Raw genomic sequence first — 18856 nt, forward strand, 5'->3', positions numbered from 1 at the left:
GATTCCTGCCGAGATGGCTCGACGCATCGCCGCCGACGGCACCTGGCGGCGCATCCTGACCGACCCGGTCAACGGGACCGTGCTCGAGGCCTCGACCACGCGGCATGACCCCGGGATGCTCGTATCGGAGACCTTGCTCGCAGCCCACCCCGTCTGCGATTGGGTGAACTGCAACCGGGCTGCGCGTGAATGCGACCGCGACCACGGCGTCCCCTTCGCCCAGACCGGAGTCACGAGACTGGCAGACCTCCGCAACTACTGCGAACTGCACCACGTCATCAAGGACACCCCCGCCTGGGGCTGGGCCGCCACCAACAACCCAGACGGCTCCACCACAGTCACCACACCAACCGGCCACCGCTACACCACACCACCCGCCGCCCCCGGGCTCATCCACAAGCCGACACCACCCCCTGAGCCCGACGAACCACCACCCTTCTGAGCCCGGCGGCAAGGGCGGGTCCAGCCCTGCGGATGATCCGTTCTGTCGCTCTGGCACCCGACAAACCGCCTTCCGACAAAGCACCATCCGACAAACCGCGAGAGTGGTCGCCAGTCGAAGGCCCAGGAATGACCGATCGGCAGCGCCGGCCTCGATACCGCACAGCCCTAGCTCTGGCATTCGCCTGTACTCAGTTGCCGCGTCGACCCGCTCCTGCTGGAATGGCCCGGTGCCGGCAGCCAATGGATTCGATTATGTGAGCAGTCCCGACGGGACGGTTCGCATCACTCACCATGGCAAGCCGGCCACCGTCTTGCGCGGCGCCCGGGCCGCGGAGTTCCTCGCTGAGGTCGACGACGACCCGCAGGAAGTGATGGCCCGCTGGACCGGCAACTACAAGCGCGGCAACGAACGGATGGGCAAGAACCACCCCCGCAACCGCCGCTGAACCCCCGGCCACCCCGCAACCGCCGCTTAACCCCCGGCCACCCCGCAACCGCCGCTGAACCCCTGGCCAACTCCAAGACCGCCGACAGGCGCGCATCGCGTGGCATGATCGGCCGGTGACCGCTCTGATCGCCATCGTCCATGCCGGCCTGGCTGCCGCGTGGGTGGGCGGGATGGCCTATTCGCTCTTCGTCGTGCAGCCGAAGCTCAAGAAGTACTTCGGGCCGCGCGAGGACGACCGCGAGACGCTCACCGCAATCATTGCCTCAGGCAACCGTTACAAGGTGCTGGCGCTGATCGCGGTGATCGCTGTCAGCGGCATCATCCTCATCCTCCTGGACCACCAGCACTGGTGGCTGCACGCCCTCAAGGCCGCTCTCCTGCTCGCCGCCACCGCCATCTTCTGGTACGTCTCCTGGCGCCACTGGCCGCGCCGGATCTTCGCCACCGCCGCCGAACGCCCGGCTCTCCAGCGCCAGCTCATAACTCTCGCGACCATCATGCTCGGGCTGGCCGGCGCCGCCTTCGCCCTCGGGGTTCTGGCCGCTCAGCTCTGAGATTGGTCTACTTGGGTTTCTCCCGAGGCCTGGAGGCACCGATAGGTTCTGAGTATGGGTGGAGCTGAGGAGTTTCTGGGCAAGGCGATGGAACTGACCGCGCGGGCTGTGGAGACACAGTTGCCGGCTGTTCGGGAGGCCGCCGGAGTAGTGGCCGATACCTTGGGCGGCGGGAAGACGTTCTGGGTGTTCGGGACCGGGCACAGTCATGTGATTGCTGAGGAGTTGTACGGGCGGGCCGGTGGGCTGGCGAGTGTGCGGGCGGTGCTGGAGCCCGGGTTGATGTTGCACGAGGGGTTGCTGAAGAGCTCATTGCTAGAGCGGCTCGGCGGGTTGGCCGACGTGCTGCTGCAGGTCAACGAGGTCGCGGCGGGGGATGTCGTCCTGGTCGTGTCGAACTCGGGGCGCAACGCAGTACCGGTGGAGTTCGCGGTGGGGGCGAAGGCTGCGGGGGCGACGGTGATTGCGTTGACTTCGCTGGCGCACAGTGAGGCGGTCGAGTCGCGGGCGCCCGGTGGGCAGCGGCTGTTCGAGGTCGCGGACGTGGTGATCGACAACTGCGGCGTTCCCGGCGACGCGTTGATCGAGGTCGACGGCAGTCCGGAGCGGACCGGCTCGACCTCTACCGTCGTCGGCGCGCTGCTCGCACAGGCGCTGGTCGTCGAGGTCGTCACCTTGCTCGCCGAGCGCGGTCACACGCCCGACGTACTCCGCAGCCTGAACGCCTGAGGCCGGGCACACCGCCGTACTGCAGAGCCTGAGCGCGGGCGCCGTCGTACGGCGCTTGAGGTGGTCAGGTTGCGCGGTAGGCGACGGTGATGTCGTAGCGGTCGGAGCGGTAGATCGAGCGGCCGAACTCGATCACCTCGCCGGACGCCGTCCGCGGCGCCGAGGTGATGATCAGGCAGGGCACGCTGGATTCGATGCCGAGCAGTTCGCAGTCGGCCGCGTCCGGCGGTGCCGCCACGATCGAGGCGGACACCATGCCCAGCGTCACGCCCCACCGCGTCGAGAGTGAGTCGTAGAGCGAGACTTCTTCGAGGTCCAGCTCCTCCAGGCCCGGGTAGCGCCGCAGCGACAAAGCGGTCCGCTCGATCGCCATCGGCTCGCCGTCGGCGGTTCGGAGCCGGACCAGGTGCAGCACCGGCGTACCGACCGGCTCTTCCAGCTCGGCGGCCAGTGCCTCGTCCGCGGTGCCGACGCAATGCTCCAGCACCTTGGCGCCGGGCGTGATGCCGCGGGCGCGCATGTCCTGGCTGAAGGACGACGTGAGCATCCGGGCCGGGCGTGGCTCGGCGACGAACGTGCCGCCGCCTGGCCGGCGGGCCGCGAGGCCTTCGGCGACGACCCGGTCCACCTCCTGCCGGACGGTCATCCGGGCCACGCCGAAGCGCTCGGCCAGGACGCGCTCGGACGGCAGCACGGTGCCTGCCGTGAGGCTGCGGGTGAGGGTCTCCAGAATCTCGCGGATCTGGTCACCCTTCGGCCGATCGGTGCGCAGCTCCGTGGGGAGTTCCGCGAGGTCACCGGGGTTGTTCCTTGGGCGGGCCATGACGTCAGTATCCCTGGAAATGTGCCCGGCAAACCGGTTGCCGGGGGTCGCGAGCCGCGTTGTGCTCCTGAATGTTCGAACTAGACCACTACTGCCGACAGTACTGTTTGGCACCTCTGACGGCTAGCAATCATCTCCGTCGGAGGCCGGTAACTTTGCCGGTATGAGTTCCGCACCGTTCGTCACCGAAGGACCGGACGCGGGCGCCTGGACCCGGTAGGATCGGGTGGAAAAGCCGGGCAACCCCCGCGCTTGGTGTGCCGGGAAGTCTGGTCGGCGATTGGTCCGACCACGCCCGAGCGAAGGGAGCCGCCGGTGCGGCTGCTGCAGAAACGACGAGCCTTTCCACGGATTCTGGGATCCGAGCGCGCCTTCCTGGCCGACACCCTGCGCGCCGAGACGACCGGTGGCCTGATCCTCGTCGGGGTCGCGGTGATCGCGCTGGTCTGGGCGAACTCGCCCTGGCAGGACGGCTATCACCACCTGCGTGACGCCCAGCTCGGTCCGTTGACCGTCGAGCAGTGGACCAGCGACGGTGCGCTGACGTTGTTCTTCTACCTGGCCGGCGTCGAGCTGAAGCGTGAACTGGTGGTCGGCACGTTGTCGCGGATCAGCGAGGCCGTCGTACCGGTGGTCGCGGCGTTCTGCGGGATGGCGGTGCCGGCGCTGATCTATGCCGCGATCAACCTGACCGTTGCCGATGGCAAGCCTCACGGCTGGGCGGTGCCGACGGCAACGGATATCGCGTTCGCCCTGGCGGTACTGGCGATCGTCGGCCGGTCGTTGCCCAGCGCCCTCAGAGCCTTCCTGCTCACCTTGGCGGTGATCGACGACTTCGGCGCGATCCTGGTGATCGCCGCCTTCTTCTCGCACGGGATCAACCTGCTGGCGCTGGTGGCTTCCCTCGCCCTGATCACCGCCTTCTACTTCCTGCAACGCCGCCGAGTCCGTACTGCGCTGCTGTACGTGCCGATCGTCTTGGCGGCCTGGTGGTTCATGCACGAGTCGGGCATCCATGCCACGATCGCCGGCGTCGCGCTCGGCCTAGTCACGCGAGTGCGGCCGGACGCCGACGAGAAGCGATCCCCGGCCGAGCGGCTGGAGCATCGCCTGCGCCCATGGTCGGCGGGTGTCGCCGTACCGCTGTTCGCGATGTTCGCGGCGGGCGTCACGCTCGGCGGCGACGCGCTGCGCGAGATGCTGACCGATCCGGTCGCGATCGGCGTGGTCGCCGGGCTGATGGGCGGCAAGATCATCGGCATCCTGGGCGGGTCCTGGCTGACCGCGCGCTTCACCCGGGCCGAGCTGAACTCCGACCTCGCCTGGCGCGACGTCGGCGCGGTCTCGGTGCTGTCCGGAATCGGCTTCACCGTCGCCCTGCTGATCGCCCAGCTCGCCTTCGCCGACGACCTCGCCCAGATCGAACGGGCCAAGGCGGCGGTCCTGGTCGCCTCGTTGCTCTCCGCGCTGATTGCCGCCGTCCTGCTGTTCCGCCGCAACCGCGCGTACGCCGAGGATTGAGGCGGGGGTACAGGCTAGGGTCTTTGGGTAGTGTCCCGTGGGCGACGTAGCTTGAACGATAGCGGTGTCCAGGTGCGTGCATCGCGGTGCTTGAGCAGTGGCCTCGATGCGGAGCATCGTGGGCGCTGGGCAAGTGCCGCGAGGTGCGTGCCTGGGCGCCGATAGCGTCAAGCTACGTCGCTCACGGGACACTCCGGACACCCGCTTGGAAGGAGCGCCATGTCGATGGGGCAGACCGAGGATGAGCCCACAGTCGGGCAGCTCGTCGCCAATGCCAGCAAGGATCTGTCCAACCTGGTACGCAGTGAGCTCGAACTGGCGAAGACTGAGCTGAAGTCGACGGCGGTCGCAGCCGGCACCGGCGCGGGGATGTTCGGTGCCGCCGGCTTCCTGGCGCTGCTCGCGGTCATCCTGCTGTCCATCGCCGCGGCGTACGGCGTGCACGCGATCGGCCTGCATCCGGCGCTGGCGTTCCTGATCGTCGCAGTGCTCTACCTGCTGATCGCGCTCGTGCTGGTACTGGTCGGCAAGAAGATGATCGGCAAGGCGAAGGGCCCGCAGCGCGCGATCGAGACCTCGAAGGAGTCCGTCGAGGCCCTCAAAGCGATCGGCAAGGGCGACTGAGTCCCGCCGGAGTTTCGGATCTGCTCGTCGACGGGCCGTGGTCGCATTCGCTGGTGGCGGCCAACGGGGCGAGGTTCCACGTGGCCGAGTGTGGCGCGGCGGACGATCCCTTGGTGCTGTTCCTGCACGGTTTCCCTGAGTTCTGGTGGGCTTGGCGGCATCAGCTGCCGGTAGTCGCCGCAGCGGGGTACAGGGCTGTCGCGATGGATCTGCGCGGCTACGGAGCCAGCGACAAGACCCCGCGTGGCTACGACCCCTTCACGGTCTCCGCGGACGTCTCGGGCGTCATCAGGTCGCTGGGTGCGACCGATGCGGTTTTGGTCGGGCACGGCTGGGGTGGGTTCGTTGCCTGGTCGGCCGCAGTACTGGCGCCTAAGCAAGTGCGTGCTCTAGCGGCTGTGTCGGCTCCCCACCCGCTGCAGCTGATGCGGTCGGGGCAGTTGCGGTCTATGGCCCAGGTGGGCTGGTTCCAGCTACCGGTACTGCCGGAGCGGCGCCTGCTCGCCCATGACGGCATCCACATCGAGCAACTCCTCCGAGCCTGGTCGGCACCCGGCGGCACCTTCCCGGACGCCGAAGCCTCGCGCCGCTACCGGGCAGCCCTTCAGGTCTGGCCGGCACCGCACTGCGCTCTGGAGTACCACCGCTGGTTCGTCCGCTCGCGCCTACGCGCCGACGGCCGCCGGTACTCCGCCCGCATGCACACGCCGGTCGCAGTACCGGTCCTGCAGGTGCATGGCGCTCAGGACGGAGCTGTCAGCGCGACAACACCAGGGGGTCTGCTCACCGGGCCGCTGCGAAGCGAAGTACTGACCACCTCCGGCCACTTCCCCCACGAGGAAACACCGGACCTATTCAACGCTCTATTGCTTAAGTGGCTGGCCGAATCGCAGGCGCCATCCCGGACATCGGCTTGACCAGCCCATCCACCTTCCACGATCCGCCACCCTGGACGACTCGGTAGGTCGCCCAGCTCGCATAGAGGCATCCCCGGGCGTCGAAGGTCATGACCTCCCGGTGATCGCCTCGGTCCACGATCTGGCCGACGGCGACGAACCGGTTGGTGGGCCGAGGGTTCTTGCAGGCGTGATCCTCGCCGACCCAGCGGATCGGTTGGTCGGTGATCACCAGTCGCTCGATCTCGGCCTTGGTCTGCGCGGAGAAGTCCGGCCCGCGGGGCGACTGCCCCATGTCTGGCGGCGCGGGGTAGTCCTTCGGAGCCATCAGGACGAGCAGGTCCGGCCCTAGCTTCTGCTCCGGAGTCTTCTTCAGGATCTCGGAGATCACGGCCGCCCTGAGTGCCTCGTCGGACGGCACTCGGGTGGTCCGTTCGTAGACCGCGGCGGCGAAGAGGGTGCCAGTGAGCAAGATCAGGACGGAGGCCATCGCGAGCTTGGACTTCATGACCTGGCCACGGGGCCGACTGTTCCGGTGATCTTCCAGTCGGCTCCGCCCTTCGGGTTGGGGACGTCCGCGAGGCGGTAGGTCGCCCACATCCCGTCCTGGCAGGATCTCCATACGCTCACTCCGACCGTCGCACTCTCGGCCTTCTTATCGAAGACGACCGGGCCGAGCGTGATGTACGGCGTAGCGGCGGGCTGATCACAGATGTTTGCGCCGGTGGGCCGACTCTTCACCCACTCGACCTGTGCATCCGCGTACCCGGCGAGCTTTGTTCGGGTCTTGGCATCGAAAGGTATGCCCGCCACCCCTGGACCGCTCGGATCCCCGGCCCCCCGGTACGGCCTGTCGAGGATCTTGACGGCCGGCCAGCCGCCGGCGGGACGCTCCAGTTTCAGCGCCTCTTTGAGCACCAGGCCCCAGCCGGTCACCGTCAGGTTCAGCTCGAGAGTGGTGGTAACAGCTGCCGTCGGCTTGCTGGCGGCGGGGGCGTAGCTATCACCGAGCGGCACGGTCGGGGTCTGGGTCGGCCGGGCCTCCTGCTTGTGGTCGGTCCCCACGATCGAGACCGCGCCACCGAGGACGGCGAGCACCGAGGCGGCGGCGATCAGCACCGGCAGCTTTCGGCGTACCGGCGAGGTAGTTGCTTCTGGCAATTGGTCGACCAGGTTCTCCTTGTCTGCAAAGGTTTCGCGGAGTAGTTGGCCGACCTCGTCGTCCGTGAGCTTGGGCATCTCAGTGCTCCTTGTCGAAGGTCGGGAGGTTTGCTCGCAGGGTCGCCAGGCCGCGGGACGCGTGGGAGCGCACGGTGCCGGTCGAGCAGCCGAGGATGGTGGCAATCTCGTCGTCCGGAAGATCCTCGTAGAACCGCAGCACCAGTACTGCGCGTTGCTGGCGCGGCAGGCCCGCGAGGAGGCGCCACGCGGCGTCGCGTTGGGCGAGGCGGGTGCTGACGTCGTCATCGGCCGGGGTGTCGGGCAGCTCGGCCAGCGGCAGCTCTTGGTTCTTGAGTCGGCGGCGCCAGCTCAAGAACTCATTGACGACCATCTTGCTCAGGTACGCGTCCGGATTGTCGAGCGCGCTGATCCGGTCCCAGCGGCGATGCGCCCGGGCCAGCACGGTCTGGACGAGATCCTCCGCACTGTGCACCCCGCCGGACAGCATGAGCGCCAGCCGCAGCAGCCGTCGCTCGCTCGACGCCACCACCTCGTCGAACGCGGCTCGCTCGGTGTCCCCGCTCGTAATCGTCACACCCTTCCAACGCCGCGGGAGTACCGATCTGTTGAAGAGGAATCAGGTGCAACTGCGGGTGGAGACCTCTTGGGTCGCTTTGGCGCCGGTCGCCGCGTCTTCGGCGACCTGATCGGCCGTCAGGACGTAGCCGGTGCGGTTGTCCTCGACCGAGGCGGCGAAGACGACGCCGTACACGGTGCCCTTCGAGGACAGCAGCGGGCCGCCGGAGTTGCCGGGGCGGACCTGGGCCCAGATGGAGAAGGCTCGGCGCGTCACGGTTTTGTCGCCGTAGATGTCCGGGCCGCGCAGGCGTTCCTCGGACCGGATCCGGGCCGGCTCGGAGTCGAACGGGCCGTTCTCCGGGTAGCCGAGTACGACCGCGGCCGCGTCGGCCTTGCCGTCGGGGTCGAAGACCAGCGGCTTCTCTTTGAGCTCAGGGACATGCAGGACGGCGATGTCCACGCTGGGGTCGAACAGCACCACCTTGGCGTCGTACGCGTGCCCGTTGACCTCCACCTTCGGCGAACTGACGCCGGCCACCACGTGCGCGTTGGTCATCACCCGCTGCGGGGCGTAGACGAAACCGCTGCCCTCCAAGCCACGCGAGCAGTTCGCGACGCCGGTCACCTTGGCGATCCGGGTGTACGCCGCGCGCACGGTCGGGTTGCGCGCGATCGCGCCGTCCGGCGGCTGCGTCTCGCGGATCCGCTCCGGCACGAACGGGTCGAGGAAGCGCGGGAACAGATCGGTGTTCACTACATCGTTGAACGCCTGCAACGCGCGATCGGCACCGCCCGGCAGCGCCTCGTCGACCTTGGCGAGCACCTGCGAGCCGCGGACGGCAGACGTCACGCTGGGAATCCGGGCCCCGCTGACGGCGACGCCGAGCACCCACGAGACGACCAGCACGGAGGCGGCCGCCAGCGCCGCGCCGCCGAGCGCATCGACGGCTTTGACCGGTTTCCAGGAGATCTTGTTTCGCAACTTGGAGCCGAGCAGGGCTCCTATGGTCCGGCCGATCGAGGCCAGCAGCACGACCAGGACCAGGGCCGCGAAGGACACCTCGACGCTGGGCGAGAAGTTGTCCAGCACCCGCGGTACGCCGTACACCCCGACCGCGGCGCCCGCCAGCAGACCGAGCGTCGCGCACGCACCGAGCACGAATCCCTCGATGTACCCCGAGAGCGCCACCAGCGCGGTCACCACCAGCAGCGCGATATCGAGACCGCTCACTCCACACCCTCCGGACGCCCCAGGTCGTGCTCGATGGCCGTCAGCCGCCGAACGTCCTCCGGCCGCCGCCCCTCACTCCGCCAGGCCGCCTCGACCAGTCGGTCGGGCAACGGTACGACGTTGCCGGGGTCCCAGTCGCGCGCCCAGCCGCCAAGCTTCAGTAACTTGTCGAGCAGACCGGCGGTGAAACCCCAGATATAGAGGTCACCCACGGTGAACGCCGGGCCGGTGAAACCCGACGGGTGCAGGCAGCTGATCCGGTTGGCCGGGTCGGCCAGCGCCGCGAGCGCGACGCGATGCACCGAGGCGACCTCGGCGGGGTCGACCACCGCGACCGGCGACGGCTCCCGCCACCAGCCGAGCACGGGTGAGACGGCGAAATTGCTGACCGGCACCCAGAGTGAGGGCCAGACGGCGAACACCTCGACGCCCTTCGGGTCGACGCCCGTCTCCTCCTCGGCTTCGCGTAACGCAGTACGGATGAGGCCTTCGACGCCGGTGCCGTCCTCCGGGTCGACGCGGCCGCCGGGAAAGGACATCTGGCCGGCGTGGCTGCGCAGGGTCCAGGCTCGCTCGGTCAGCAAGACGTCCGGACCGTTGCTGTGGGCATCGTTGCCGTCGGCAAGCAGGATTAGTACTGCGGAGCCGCGTACGCCTGGGTCGTCCTCGGGTGGCAGGAAGCGGGACAGCTCCTTGGGGTCGACCTCCTGGGAGGCGGTCCTCAACCCCTGCAGGAACTCGGGCAGCTCCACGTCGTACGTCGTACTGGTCCTCACCAGGTCACTCCCAGTTTGTCCTGCACCAGCTGATCCAGCTCCTGCTGCGACGTGATCGGCTTGCGGTGCACGTAGACGACCGCGCCGCTCTTGTCGACGAAGGCGGTCAGAGGCGGGCCGCCGATCCTCAGCGCTTGCTGCGTCTGCTTCTCCCGGTCGACCAGATGGGGATAGTCCCAGTGCTGCTCGACCGCGAACTTCACGGCGAGATCCGGGCGGGTGTCGATGTAGTCGATCCCGAGCATCTCGAGTTTGCTGCCGGCCTTGCGGTGCAACTCGGCCAGGTACGGCGCTTCCTCTCGGCAAGGGGCGCACCACTGGGCCCAGACGTTGATCACCAGCGGCCCACGCAGGTCGGCCAGGCGGGTGTCGGGGCCTTTGCCCAGACACGGCAGGCTGACGTCCGGCAGGGCATTGGCCACCGGCGGACGCGACTGAACGCTCGGGCACGGCTTCAACTGATCAGCCCCGGCGACAGTCCCATCTGGCTCCTTCGCGACACTCCCCGGCTGTTGATCGCCGCAGGCAGCCAGTAAACCCAGCACAGCAAGCGCGACGACCACGAGAGCGCGGCCGCGGCACGTAGTACGGATGCTGGGTGGTCGGTTCACGCTGGAGTCTTCACCAGTTTCGCGGCCAGCTCGGGGTCGGTCGGGCCGAGGCCGTAGGAAGGGCACCACTGCGCGATCGGGCAGGCGCCACAGGCCGGCTTCTTGGCGTGGCAGCGGCGGCGGCCGTGGAAGATCAGCCGGTGCGACAGCATCGTCCAGTCCTTCTTCGGGAACAGGTCGCCGATCAGGTGCTCGACCTTGACCGGGTCCTCCTCCTCGGTCCAGCCGAACCGGCGGACCAGCCGCCCGAAGTGCGTGTCGACGGTGATGCCGGGGACCCCGAAGGCATTGCCAAGCACGACGTTCGCCGTCTTGCGGCCGGTGCCGGGGAGCTTGACCAGCTCGGCCAGCTTGTTCGGCACGACGCCGTCGTACTCGTCGACCAGGGCCTGGCCGAGTTTCATCAGGCTGTTCGTCTTGGCCCGGAAGAAGCCGGTCGGCTTGAGGATCGTCTCCATCTCCTCCCGATCGGCCTCCGCGTACGCCGTGGCGTCGGGGTACTTCGCGAACAGCGTCGGGGTCACCTTGTTGACCATCACATCGGTCGTCTGGGCCGACAGGATGGTGGCGACGAGCAGCTCCAGCGGGGTGGTGAAGTCCAGCTCGCAGTGCGCGTCGGGGTAGGTGTCGGTCAGCACCTTGTGCATCTTGCGGGCCCGCCGGACCAGCTGGGTGGAGGTCTCGTCGGTGAAGACAGGCGCCTTCCGGGGCAGCTTCAACGGCACCAGGACGGCGGATTCGACAGAGGCGGGGGCCTCGACACGCTGGGTCGGCATGGAGGCCAGCCTACGTCCGGGCTCCGACAGTCTCCGTTCAGGCGCCTGAGGGGATGGTGTTCGGTCTCCGCTTCGTTCGGCGGGTTGTCCCCGAAGTAGCGGGCGGTGTCCGTGTAGACGGTCCAGCAGGCGAGTGAGATCTCGGCGCGGCCGGGCTCGGGCAGGCTGACCCGCAAGTCGCCGTACGCGGCGTACTCGGCGTCGGAGATCCGGCGCGTCGTACTGCGCTCCTTGCCGTTGCCCAGTAGGTCACGGAGTGCCGAGTCTGCGTTGCGGGTCAGGAGGAACTGGGCCTCCGAGACCTGGTTGAAGTCGCCAGTCTGGCGTTTCGGCACCCACTCGAGGGCCCACTCGTCGCCGGCGTCCACTCGGGCCTGGGAGAACGCGATGGCGGTGTTGAGGCGGCGCATCTCGGCCAGGAGGCCGATCACGCGGGCGGTGCCCTGCGGACCGGCGTACCCTCGTTCGATCCCGCGGCCAATCCTCCACCATCCGGCGACACGCCGGTGTGGCTGTCGGTGGGTCACAGCGGCTTGGCCACGGCGTGCTGAAGGGCAGCTGTGGGTGGCGCTCCGGCGAGTCTCGGCAGGCCTACGTGGCGGTGCGCACACCCGAGGGGCTACGGTTTTGGGGCGACCGGGTGTGATCCGCCTGGCGCCGAGGGCGCTCGCAGCACCCTCGAAGGTCGCAGTTCAGGTCCAAGGAGGCCCATTCGTGGACGCCGCAGTGCTCCGACAAGCACCGCTGTTCAGCCAGCTCGACGACGAAGCAGCCGATGCGCTGGCCGCATCGATGACCGAGAGCAGGCTGCGCCGCGGCCAGGTGCTGTTCCACGAGGGCGACTCCGGTGACCGGCTGTTCGTCGTTGTCGAGGGCAAGGTCAAGCTCGGCCGCACCTCCGCCGACGGCCGGGAGAACCTGATCGCCGTCCTCGGCCCCGGCCAGATGTTCGGCGAGCTGTCGCTGTTCGACCCGGGCCCGCGCTCCGCGACCGTCACGGCCGTCACCGACGCCTCGTTGATGTCGCTGACCCACGACGAGCTGCTCCGCTGGCTGGCCGGCCGCCCCGAGGTGGCCCGCGGCCTGCTGCTGCAGCTCGCGTCCCGGCTCCGCAAGGTCTCCGACGTCGTGGCCGACCTGGTCTTCTCCGACGTACCGGGCCGCGTAGCCAAGGCCCTCCTCGACCTGGCCAGCCGCTTCGGCCGCACCGCCGACGACGGCGTCCACGTCCACCACGACCTGACCCAGGAGGAGCTCGCCCAGCTCGTCGGCGCCTCCCGCGAAACAGTCAACAAGGCCCTAGCCGACTTCGCCTCCCGAGGCTGGGTCCGCCTAGAACCCCGCTCGGTAGTACTCCTAGACGTAGACCGCCTACAACGCCGCGCCCGCTGACCATTTGAGCGGTCAACCGCCGAGCTCGCTGACCCGAATCGGCGCTGAACCCACCGGCGCGGGGCTCCGCAACGGTGCGCTGAACCCCATCGGCGGGGTTAGCCCTCGCCGGAGGGGTTAGCGCCCTGTCAGAGCAAGGGGCTAACCCCTCCATCAGGAGCTGAGCCGCCTTTCGGAGAGGGCGAAGGCCTGGCGGATTCGGTGGATGAGGCGGTCGGGGTGGTTGAGGTCGTCCCAGGTGACCCGGACGACCAGTACGCCGGCTGAGCGCAGCCGGTCCTCACGGTGTTTCTCCCGTACGACGGCGTCGACGGCGTCATCGCGGTACTTGATCAATCCGTCGAACTCGACAATCACCTCGAACTGCCGGAAGTAGAAATCCACCCGGGCCACGAAATCGCGGGCGCTGAACTGAACCTGCAGCTCGGGTTCGGGCAGGCCGTGGGTGTCCATCAGCACCCGGAGCCGGGACTCGCCGACAGACTCCGAACGCCCGTCGGCGAAGGCCACCGCCGCCTGCGCAGTACAGGTTCCCGGCCAGCCGACCATCTGGCCCAGCTCTTCCGAGAGCTGGGCTTTCGTCACCCGACCGCTTTGCAGGGCGCCGTCGCACAGCGCGACAGCCACTTCGTATCCCGCTGAGCACGATGCGTCGACGACCGACCTCGCGATCGTGGTGGTCGGCAGACCTTCGGTCGTGGTCACAGCGCGGGCCGGCAACTCGCCCACGTGGTGGCTCGTTCTCGCGAGAATGCGTCCGTGGCCGCGGTCCGTGCGGGTCACATGAACGCGGTCGAGATCGAGCCCCCACGTCGGCAGGCCATGCAGAACCGCAGCCGACTGATGGCTGATCACCACAGGGCTCCCGGCGAGCGCCCGCGCGGCGGCGTGGACCGCAAGCCGATGCTCGGCCGCTTGGCGCTCCCAGGGCGGACTGCCGGCCCGGTCCACCAACTCGGCGTAGAAGCCTCGTCTGACCGAGATCCATCGCCCATCGCGGAGCCGCTCACGGATCTGACTCACCGTGTAACCGCACTCCACCGCATCCTGCCGATTGAAAGTGTCGCCGTACTCCGAGGCACGACGCCGAAGTTTGGGATTCATACTCAACAACCTGCCGCGATCCCCACCACCCCCCACCCCAATCCTCCAAACCTGTGGACAACTACCCCCAAACAGCCCACCCCTGAGCGGTCAGCCCCTGGTTGCGGGGTTCGCGCCCTGGTTGCGGGGTTCGCCCCCTGGTTGCGGGGTTCGCGCCCTGGCCGACGGGTTCGCGCCCTGCCCGAGGGGTTCGCGCTCCGGCCGANGGGTTCGCGCCCTGCCCGAGGGGTTCGCGCTCCGGCCGAGGGGTTCGCGCCCTGCCCGAGGGGTTCGCCAGCAGCGAAGGGGTTCGCCAGTGCCGGAGGGGTTCGCTCCTCGTGGCGTGGTTCGCCCCCTGGCAGAACAGGGGGCGAACCCCCGGAGGAGGGGTGAAGCACACCGAAGGAGGCCGGAGCCGCGCAGCCGGAGCCGGGCGCAGCCGGAGCTGGGCGCGGGTGGGGCCGGGCGCGGGTGGGGCCGGGCGCGGGGTTAGGGGTTTAGGTAGGCGAGTTGGGCTTGGACTGAGCGCTCGGCTGCGGGCCACAGGATTGGGTCCACGTCGGCGTAGACGTGGTGGACGATTGCTTCGGCGGTGGTGTGGCCGGCGGCTAGGGCGGTGCGGACCTGGTTTAGGCGTTCGTGGCGGTGGTTGAGGTAGTAGGTGAGGACGGCGTTTGGGTCGTTGATGACCGGGCCGTGGCCGGGTAGGAGGCGTTGTACGCCGGCTGGGGAGTTGGCGAAGGCTCGGAGGCTTTCGAGGGAGTCCAGGTAGGGGCCTAGGGCTCCGTCGGGGTGGGCGACGACTGACGTACCGCGGCCGAGGACGGTGTCGCCGGTGAGGAGTGAGCCGTCCTGTGGGAGCCAGAAGCAGACCGAGTCCATCGTGTGGCCGGGAGTCGGCAGCACTTCGATGCGCAGGTCGCCTGAGGTGATCACGTCGCCCTCAGCAAGGCCGCGGGCGTGGTCCGTGGGGATGCGGAAGGCGGGGTCGACTGAGCGCACCGGGCAGTTCGCCTGCGATGCGAACCACGCCGCGCCTTCGGAGTGGTCGAAGTGGCCGTGGGTGAGCAGCACCGACGTCACCGAGTACTGCGCGACTGCGTCGAGCACGGCGCGCAGGTGTTCCTCGAGCATCGGTCCTGGGTCGACCACGACGGCGGAGCCTGCGCCGGGAGCCCGGAGGATCCAGGTGTTGGTGCCGTCCAGCGTCATCGGGCCTGGGTTGGGCGCGAGGAGGCGGGACGCGTAGTCGGTGACTGGCTCGACGGTCATGTGGTCTCCAGGAAGGCCTGGCCGTTCTCCACCCGCATGGTCGGCATGATCGGCCGGATCTCGCGGTCGGCGGAGGCTGCCAGCGCGTCGGCGACGGTGCCGTACGGCGTGAGGTCCAGGCAGCACAGGTAGGTCGGCGGGAGCATCAGCATCTCGCCCGCCTCGACCGCGCGGACCGCCTCCGCCGGGAGCATCCACGCGACCTGGTCGGACTCGCTGGTCACGTCGCGGGTGACCTGTCCGGCGGGGAGGGCCGCGACGAAGAAGCGGGTGTCGTAGCGACGGGGCTCGAACTCGGGGGTGATCCAGTGCGCCCACGCGCCGAGCAGGTCGGCACGCAGTACCAGGCCCCGGCCGTGCAGGAAGTCGGCGAACCCGAGTTCGCGTGACTCCAGCGCAACCCGGTCGGCCTCCCAGTCGTCGCCGGTGGTGTCACCGACGATGGACTCGTTGGAGGGACCGGCCAGCAGGACACCTGATTCCTCGAAGGTCTCCCGTACTGCGGCCGCCACGTACGCCGCGGCTGTGTCGGCGGCGCAGCCCAGGCGTTCGCCGAACCACTCGGGCGGGGGTCCTGACCAGGAGTCGGCGATCGAGGAGTCGGTGGGGTCCACGCGTCCGCCGGGGAACACGGTCATCCCCGCGGCGAACGCCATGCTCTGCTGGCGCCGCAGCAGGTAGACCTCTGGTCCCGCCGCGCTGTCGCGCAACAGGATCACCGTCGAGGCCGGCCGCGGCTCGGCCGCTGTGCGGCCCTCGTGGACAAAGGAGAGCGCCTCAGCAGCCATCCGACCGGAAAGCAGCTGCGACTTCAGATCCCGAACCACTGCACCTCCAGATCGTTGACCACCCACCCTGCACAGCAGGCGGCCGGTCCGCCAGCACCACGAGCCGCGTGGTGGCAGTGGCCCCGGCCGCCGGGGGTGGCGGCGCTGCAATCTATTGGGCGGCTCCGCCTGTACTGCGAGCGGACGGCGCGGCTTAGTGCTGCTCGCCCGCCGGGTGGCGGCGCTGCTGTCTGTGGGCGGCTCCGCCTGTACTGCGAGCGGACGGTGCCGCTTAGTGCTGCTCGCCCGCGGGGTGCTGATGCTGCGGGTGGCGGCGCTGCTGTCTGTTGGGCGGCGCCGCCACCCGCAGGGTTAGACAACCTCGACGATGAGTTCTACCTCGACGGGGGCGTCCAGGGGGAGGACGGGGACGCCGACGGCGGAGCGGGCGTGTTGGCCGGCTTCGGCGAAGACCTGGCCGAAGAGCTCGGAGGCTCCGTTGGCGACCTGGGGCTGGCCGGTGAAGTCGGGCGTGGAGGCGATGAAGGCGACCGCCTTGACGATCCGTTTGACGTTCGCCAGGTCGCCGATCTCCGCCTTGACCGCGGCGAGGGCGTTCAGCGCACACTGCTGGGCGCATTCGCTGGCGACCTCGGCGGTGACGGCGTCGCCGACCTTGCCGGTGGCGATCAGGGCGCCGTCCCGCAGCGGCAGCTGACCGGACGTGTAGACGAGGTTGCCGGTCCGCACCGCGGGTACGTAGGCGGCGACAGGCTTGGCGACCTCGGGCAGCTTCAGGCCGAGCTCGGCCAGCTTCTCCTCGGGGTGGCTCATGATTCGGTGATCTCCCGCTTCAGGTAGGCGACCAGGTTCTCCGGGTTCAGGCCCGGGACGACCTGGACCAGCTCCCAGCCATCCTGACCCCAGTTGTCGAGGATCTCCTTGGTCGCGTGGACCAGGAGCGGCACGGTGGAGTACTCGAACTTCTTCATAAGGTGGACTCTAACGGGCTCCTGTCCCGGACTGCTGTGGCCCACCGCCTACGCTGGGCAGCATGGCAAGGCTGCATGTGGTCACCGGCAAAGGCGGGACCGGCAAGACGACGGTGGCTGCTGCCATGGCGCTCGCGCTGGCCGACCAGGGCAAGCGGATCCTGCTCGTCGAAGTCGAGGGCCGGCAGGGGCTCGCACAGCTCTTCGACGTACCCCCGCTCCCGTACGTCGAACGCCGTATCGCCGTCGGACCCGCCGGGGGCGAGGTCTACGCACTCGCGGTGGACGCCGAAGCGGCCTTGCTTGAGTACCTCGACATGTACTACCACCTCGGTCGCGCAGGGAAGGCGCTGGACAAGGTGGGCGCCGTCGACTTCGTCACCACCATCGCGCCGGGGCTGCGGGACGTACTCCTGACCGGCAAGGTCTACGAGGCGACCCGCCGCAAGGCACACGGCCGCCTCGCGTACGACGCCGTCGTCCTGGATGCACCACCGACCGGACGGATCGGGCGGTTCCTCAACGTGAACCACGAGGTCGCCGGGCTCGCCAAGGTCGGGCCGATCCGCAACCAGGCGGACGCGATCATGGGCATGCTGCGTTCGGACGTCACCCGGATCCACCTGGTCACGCTGCTCGAGGAGATGCCCGTCCAGGAGACGCTGGATGCCGTGGAGCAACTGGAGTCCCTGGACCTCAAGGTCGGTTCGATCGTGGTGAACATGGTCAGGCACAGCCCGCTCGACGATGACGCGTTAGCCCTTGCGGTGAAGGAGAAACTCCCCGCGACCGAGCTCACCCGCGGACTCAAGGCGGCCGGGATCCCTGCCACCAAAGAGCTGACCAGCGCGCTGGCGCAGGAGGCGCACGACCACGCAGTACGGGTGGGGCTGGAACGCGAGAACCGGGACCGGATTGATGCCTTGGGCAAGAAAGTGACCGAGCTGGCGTTGCTGCCGGACGGGATCGACCACGGCGCACTGTTCGACCTGGCCGAGGAGCTGCGCGGATGACAGCCCTCGACCTCGATGCCCTGATCGACGATCCGGGCACGCGGATCATCGTGACCTGCGGAGCCGGTGGCGTCGGCAAGACGACGACTGCCGCCGCTCTCGGGCTGCGCGCCGCCGAGCGTGGGCGGAAGGTCGTCGTCCTGACGATCGATCCGGCCCGCAGGCTGGCGCAGTCGCTCGGCCTGACCGAGCTGGACAACACGCCTCGCGCGGTCGCCGACGTCGACCCGGCGAACGGCGGCCGGCTGGACGCGATGATGCTGGACATGAAGCGCACTTTCGACGAGGTGGTGCTCGCGCACGCCACGCCGGAGAAGGCCGAGCAGATCCTCGCGAATCCCTTCTACGTGGCGCTTTCGTCGTCGTTCGCGGGGACGCAGGAGTACATGGCGATGGAGAAGCTCGGGCAGCTGCACAAGCAGGCCAAGCGGACCGGCGACTGGGATCTGATCGTCGTGGACACACCGCCCTCGAGGTCGGCGCTGGACTTCCTGGATGCGCCGGAGCGGTTGGCGTCATTGCTGGAAGGGCGGTTTCTGCGGTTGCTGCTGGCACCCGCACGAGGTCCGCTGCGGTTGATGTCGGCCGGGGTGAACCTGGCGATGTCGGTGATGAACAAGGTGCTCGGCGCGCAGGTGCTGACCGACGTACAGACCTTTGCTGCTGCCTTCGACACGCTCTTCGGCGGATTCCGGGAGCGGGCCGACAAGACGGTCGCGCTGCTGCGGGAGCCGCATACGGCGTTCCTGGTGGTGGCCGCGCCGCAGAACGACGCGCTGCGCGAAGCGTCGTACTTCACTGAGCGCCTCCGCGAGGAGAAGATGCCGCTCGCCGGCGTCGTCCTCAACCGGGTGACGACCACGCACGTACCGGAGCTGTCCGCCGAGCAGTCACTGGCCGCCGCCGAGCGGCTGGAGTCCAGCAAGAAGTCAGCACTGACTGCCGCCGTACTGCGCTTGCACGCCGACCGCATGCAGCAGGTCGTCAGCGACCGCAAACGCGCCGACCGCTTCCACCGAGGCCACCGCTCGATCCCGACCGTCGACGTCCCCGCCCTCCCCGACGACGTCCACGACCTCACCGGCCTCCGCGCCATCGGCGAACTCCTGACCGCCTGACCGCTTTTCACCCTCAGCGAACGCTCGCGGTGCCCGGGAATGACCT

Annotated in this window: 23 protein-coding genes and 1 pseudogene; 10 read left to right on the forward strand and 14 right to left on the reverse strand. The window is 68.8% G+C overall.

Annotated elements, in window-relative coordinates:
• The 4 genes and pseudogenes from A3ES_RS49205 to A3ES_RS0132495 all read left to right on the forward strand — a co-directional run.
• Nucleotides 1-442, forward strand: a pseudogene (locus A3ES_RS49205) (hypothetical protein); the annotation flags it as partial.
• 256 nt (nucleotides 443-698) lie between these two features.
• The gene (locus A3ES_RS0132485) at nucleotides 699-890 is read left to right on the forward strand and encodes a hypothetical protein (RefSeq protein ID WP_020391023.1); all 192 of its coding nucleotides are present in this window, start codon (nucleotides 699-701) and stop codon (nucleotides 888-890) included.
• Between the two features lie 115 nt (nucleotides 891-1005).
• Entirely contained in the window at nucleotides 1006-1446 is a 441-nt protein-coding gene (locus A3ES_RS0132490; protein ID WP_020391024.1) for a hypothetical protein, read from the forward strand.
• Nucleotides 1447-1500: 54 nt separating this feature from the next.
• Nucleotides 1501-2175: a sugar isomerase domain-containing protein gene (locus A3ES_RS0132495; RefSeq protein ID WP_020391025.1), complete on the forward strand. Its 675-nt coding sequence runs from the start codon at nucleotides 1501-1503 to the stop codon at nucleotides 2173-2175.
• Nucleotides 2176-2239: 64 nt separating this feature from the next.
• On the opposite strand, the gene A3ES_RS0132500 is transcribed toward A3ES_RS0132495, so the two are convergent.
• On the reverse strand, nucleotides 2240-2998 hold the full coding sequence (locus A3ES_RS0132500) for a GntR family transcriptional regulator (protein WP_020391026.1): 759 nt from the start codon (nucleotides 2996-2998) through the stop codon (nucleotides 2240-2242).
• Between the two features lie 315 nt (nucleotides 2999-3313).
• On the opposite strand from A3ES_RS0132500, the gene nhaA reads away from it, so the two are divergent.
• The 3 genes from nhaA (at nucleotide 3314) to A3ES_RS0132515 (ending at nucleotide 6060) form a co-directional block, all read left to right on the forward strand.
• The gene (nhaA, locus tag A3ES_RS0132505) at nucleotides 3314-4519 is read left to right on the forward strand and encodes a Na+/H+ antiporter NhaA (protein ID WP_020391027.1); all 1206 of its coding nucleotides are present in this window, start codon (nucleotides 3314-3316) and stop codon (nucleotides 4517-4519) included.
• A gap of 225 nt (nucleotides 4520-4744) precedes the next feature.
• A complete protein-coding gene (locus A3ES_RS0132510; RefSeq protein ID WP_237745125.1) occupies nucleotides 4745-5143 on the forward strand; it encodes a phage holin family protein in 399 nt (132 codons plus the stop codon).
• A 53-nt stretch (nucleotides 5144-5196) separates the two neighbouring features.
• Nucleotides 5197-6060, forward strand: a complete 864-nt coding sequence (locus A3ES_RS0132515; protein WP_020391029.1) for an alpha/beta fold hydrolase — start codon at nucleotides 5197-5199, stop codon at nucleotides 6058-6060.
• Here the strand turns inward: A3ES_RS0132515 and A3ES_RS0132520 are convergent.
• The 8 genes from A3ES_RS0132520 to A3ES_RS51755 form a co-directional block, all read right to left on the reverse strand.
• Nucleotides 6014-6547: a hypothetical protein gene (locus A3ES_RS0132520; RefSeq protein WP_020391030.1), complete on the reverse strand. Its 534-nt coding sequence runs from the start codon at nucleotides 6545-6547 to the stop codon at nucleotides 6014-6016. The two genes, A3ES_RS0132515 and A3ES_RS0132520, sit on opposite strands and share 47 nt — an antisense overlap.
• The gene (locus tag A3ES_RS0132525; protein ID WP_020391031.1) at nucleotides 6544-7278 is read right to left on the reverse strand and encodes a hypothetical protein; all 735 of its coding nucleotides are present in this window, start codon (nucleotides 7276-7278) and stop codon (nucleotides 6544-6546) included. Before A3ES_RS0132525 ends, A3ES_RS0132520 begins: the two co-directional genes overlap by 4 nt.
• A gap of 1 nt (nucleotide 7279) precedes the next feature.
• Nucleotides 7280-7795, reverse strand: coding sequence for a SigE family RNA polymerase sigma factor (locus tag A3ES_RS0132530; protein ID WP_020391032.1), 516 nt, complete (start codon nucleotides 7793-7795; stop codon nucleotides 7280-7282).
• A gap of 42 nt (nucleotides 7796-7837) precedes the next feature.
• A complete protein-coding gene (locus A3ES_RS0132535; RefSeq protein WP_020391033.1) occupies nucleotides 7838-9010 on the reverse strand; it encodes a MarP family serine protease in 1173 nt (390 codons plus the stop codon).
• Complete coding sequence (locus A3ES_RS0132540; protein ID WP_020391034.1) at nucleotides 9007-9786, reverse strand: NUDIX hydrolase; 780 nt, start codon at nucleotides 9784-9786, stop codon at nucleotides 9007-9009. The genes A3ES_RS0132535 and A3ES_RS0132540 overlap by 4 nt, the downstream gene beginning before the upstream one ends.
• Nucleotides 9783-10208, reverse strand: a complete 426-nt coding sequence (locus A3ES_RS0132545) for a TlpA family protein disulfide reductase (protein ID WP_020391035.1) — start codon at nucleotides 10206-10208, stop codon at nucleotides 9783-9785. Before A3ES_RS0132545 ends, A3ES_RS0132540 begins: the two co-directional genes overlap by 4 nt.
• Nucleotides 10209-10393: 185 nt before the next feature.
• The gene (gene nth / locus A3ES_RS0132550; protein WP_020391036.1) at nucleotides 10394-11173 is read right to left on the reverse strand and encodes an endonuclease III; all 780 of its coding nucleotides are present in this window, start codon (nucleotides 11171-11173) and stop codon (nucleotides 10394-10396) included.
• A complete protein-coding gene (locus A3ES_RS51755; RefSeq protein WP_020391037.1) occupies nucleotides 11113-11604 on the reverse strand; it encodes a hypothetical protein in 492 nt (163 codons plus the stop codon). Before A3ES_RS51755 ends, nth begins: the two co-directional genes overlap by 61 nt.
• 283 nt (nucleotides 11605-11887) lie before the next feature.
• Here A3ES_RS51755 and A3ES_RS0132560 point away from each other — a divergent pair, with 283 nt between their 5' ends.
• Nucleotides 11888-12565 carry a Crp/Fnr family transcriptional regulator gene (locus tag A3ES_RS0132560; RefSeq protein WP_020391038.1) on the forward strand — a complete coding sequence of 226 codons (678 nt, stop codon included), beginning with the start codon at nucleotides 11888-11890 and terminating at the stop codon, nucleotides 12563-12565.
• Nucleotides 12566-12718: 153 nt separating this feature from the next.
• On the opposite strand, the gene A3ES_RS49215 is transcribed toward A3ES_RS0132560, so the two are convergent.
• The 5 genes from A3ES_RS49215 to A3ES_RS55195 all read right to left on the reverse strand — a co-directional run bounded on the left by A3ES_RS49215 (nucleotide 12719) and on the right by A3ES_RS55195 (nucleotide 16679).
• A complete protein-coding gene (locus A3ES_RS49215) occupies nucleotides 12719-13669 on the reverse strand; it encodes a type IV toxin-antitoxin system AbiEi family antitoxin domain-containing protein (RefSeq protein ID WP_020391039.1) in 951 nt (316 codons plus the stop codon).
• Nucleotides 13670-14137: 468 nt separating this feature from the next.
• Nucleotides 14138-14920 carry an MBL fold metallo-hydrolase gene (locus A3ES_RS0132570; RefSeq protein WP_020391040.1) on the reverse strand — a complete coding sequence of 261 codons (783 nt, stop codon included), beginning with the start codon at nucleotides 14918-14920 and terminating at the stop codon, nucleotides 14138-14140.
• Nucleotides 14917-15747 (reverse strand): NUDIX hydrolase, encoded by an 831-nt coding sequence (locus tag A3ES_RS0132575; protein ID WP_020391041.1) that lies wholly within the window; start codon nucleotides 15745-15747, stop codon nucleotides 14917-14919. The genes A3ES_RS0132570 and A3ES_RS0132575 overlap by 4 nt, the downstream gene beginning before the upstream one ends.
• Before the next feature lie 312 nt (nucleotides 15748-16059).
• Complete coding sequence (locus A3ES_RS0132580; RefSeq protein ID WP_020391042.1) at nucleotides 16060-16521, reverse strand: RidA family protein; 462 nt, start codon at nucleotides 16519-16521, stop codon at nucleotides 16060-16062.
• The gene (locus A3ES_RS55195; protein WP_020391043.1) at nucleotides 16518-16679 is read right to left on the reverse strand and encodes a Sp36 family protein; all 162 of its coding nucleotides are present in this window, start codon (nucleotides 16677-16679) and stop codon (nucleotides 16518-16520) included. The genes A3ES_RS0132580 and A3ES_RS55195 overlap by 4 nt, the downstream gene beginning before the upstream one ends.
• 62 nt (nucleotides 16680-16741) lie before the next feature.
• Here A3ES_RS55195 and bagA point away from each other — a divergent pair, with 62 nt between their 5' ends.
• Together bagA and bagB are read left to right on the forward strand one after the other, a co-directional pair.
• Entirely contained in the window at nucleotides 16742-17692 is a 951-nt protein-coding gene (gene bagA / locus A3ES_RS0132590) for an ATPase BagA (protein WP_020391044.1), read from the forward strand.
• On the forward strand, nucleotides 17689-18810 hold the full coding sequence (bagB, locus tag A3ES_RS0132595; RefSeq protein WP_020391045.1) for an ArsA family ATPase: 1122 nt from the start codon (nucleotides 17689-17691) through the stop codon (nucleotides 18808-18810). Before bagA ends, bagB begins: the two co-directional genes overlap by 4 nt.
• Nucleotides 18811-18856: the final 46 nt, after the last annotated feature.

Source organism: Kribbella catacumbae DSM 19601, from assembly GCF_000372465.1.
GTDB classification, from domain to species: domain Bacteria; phylum Actinomycetota; class Actinomycetes; order Propionibacteriales; family Kribbellaceae; genus Kribbella; species Kribbella catacumbae.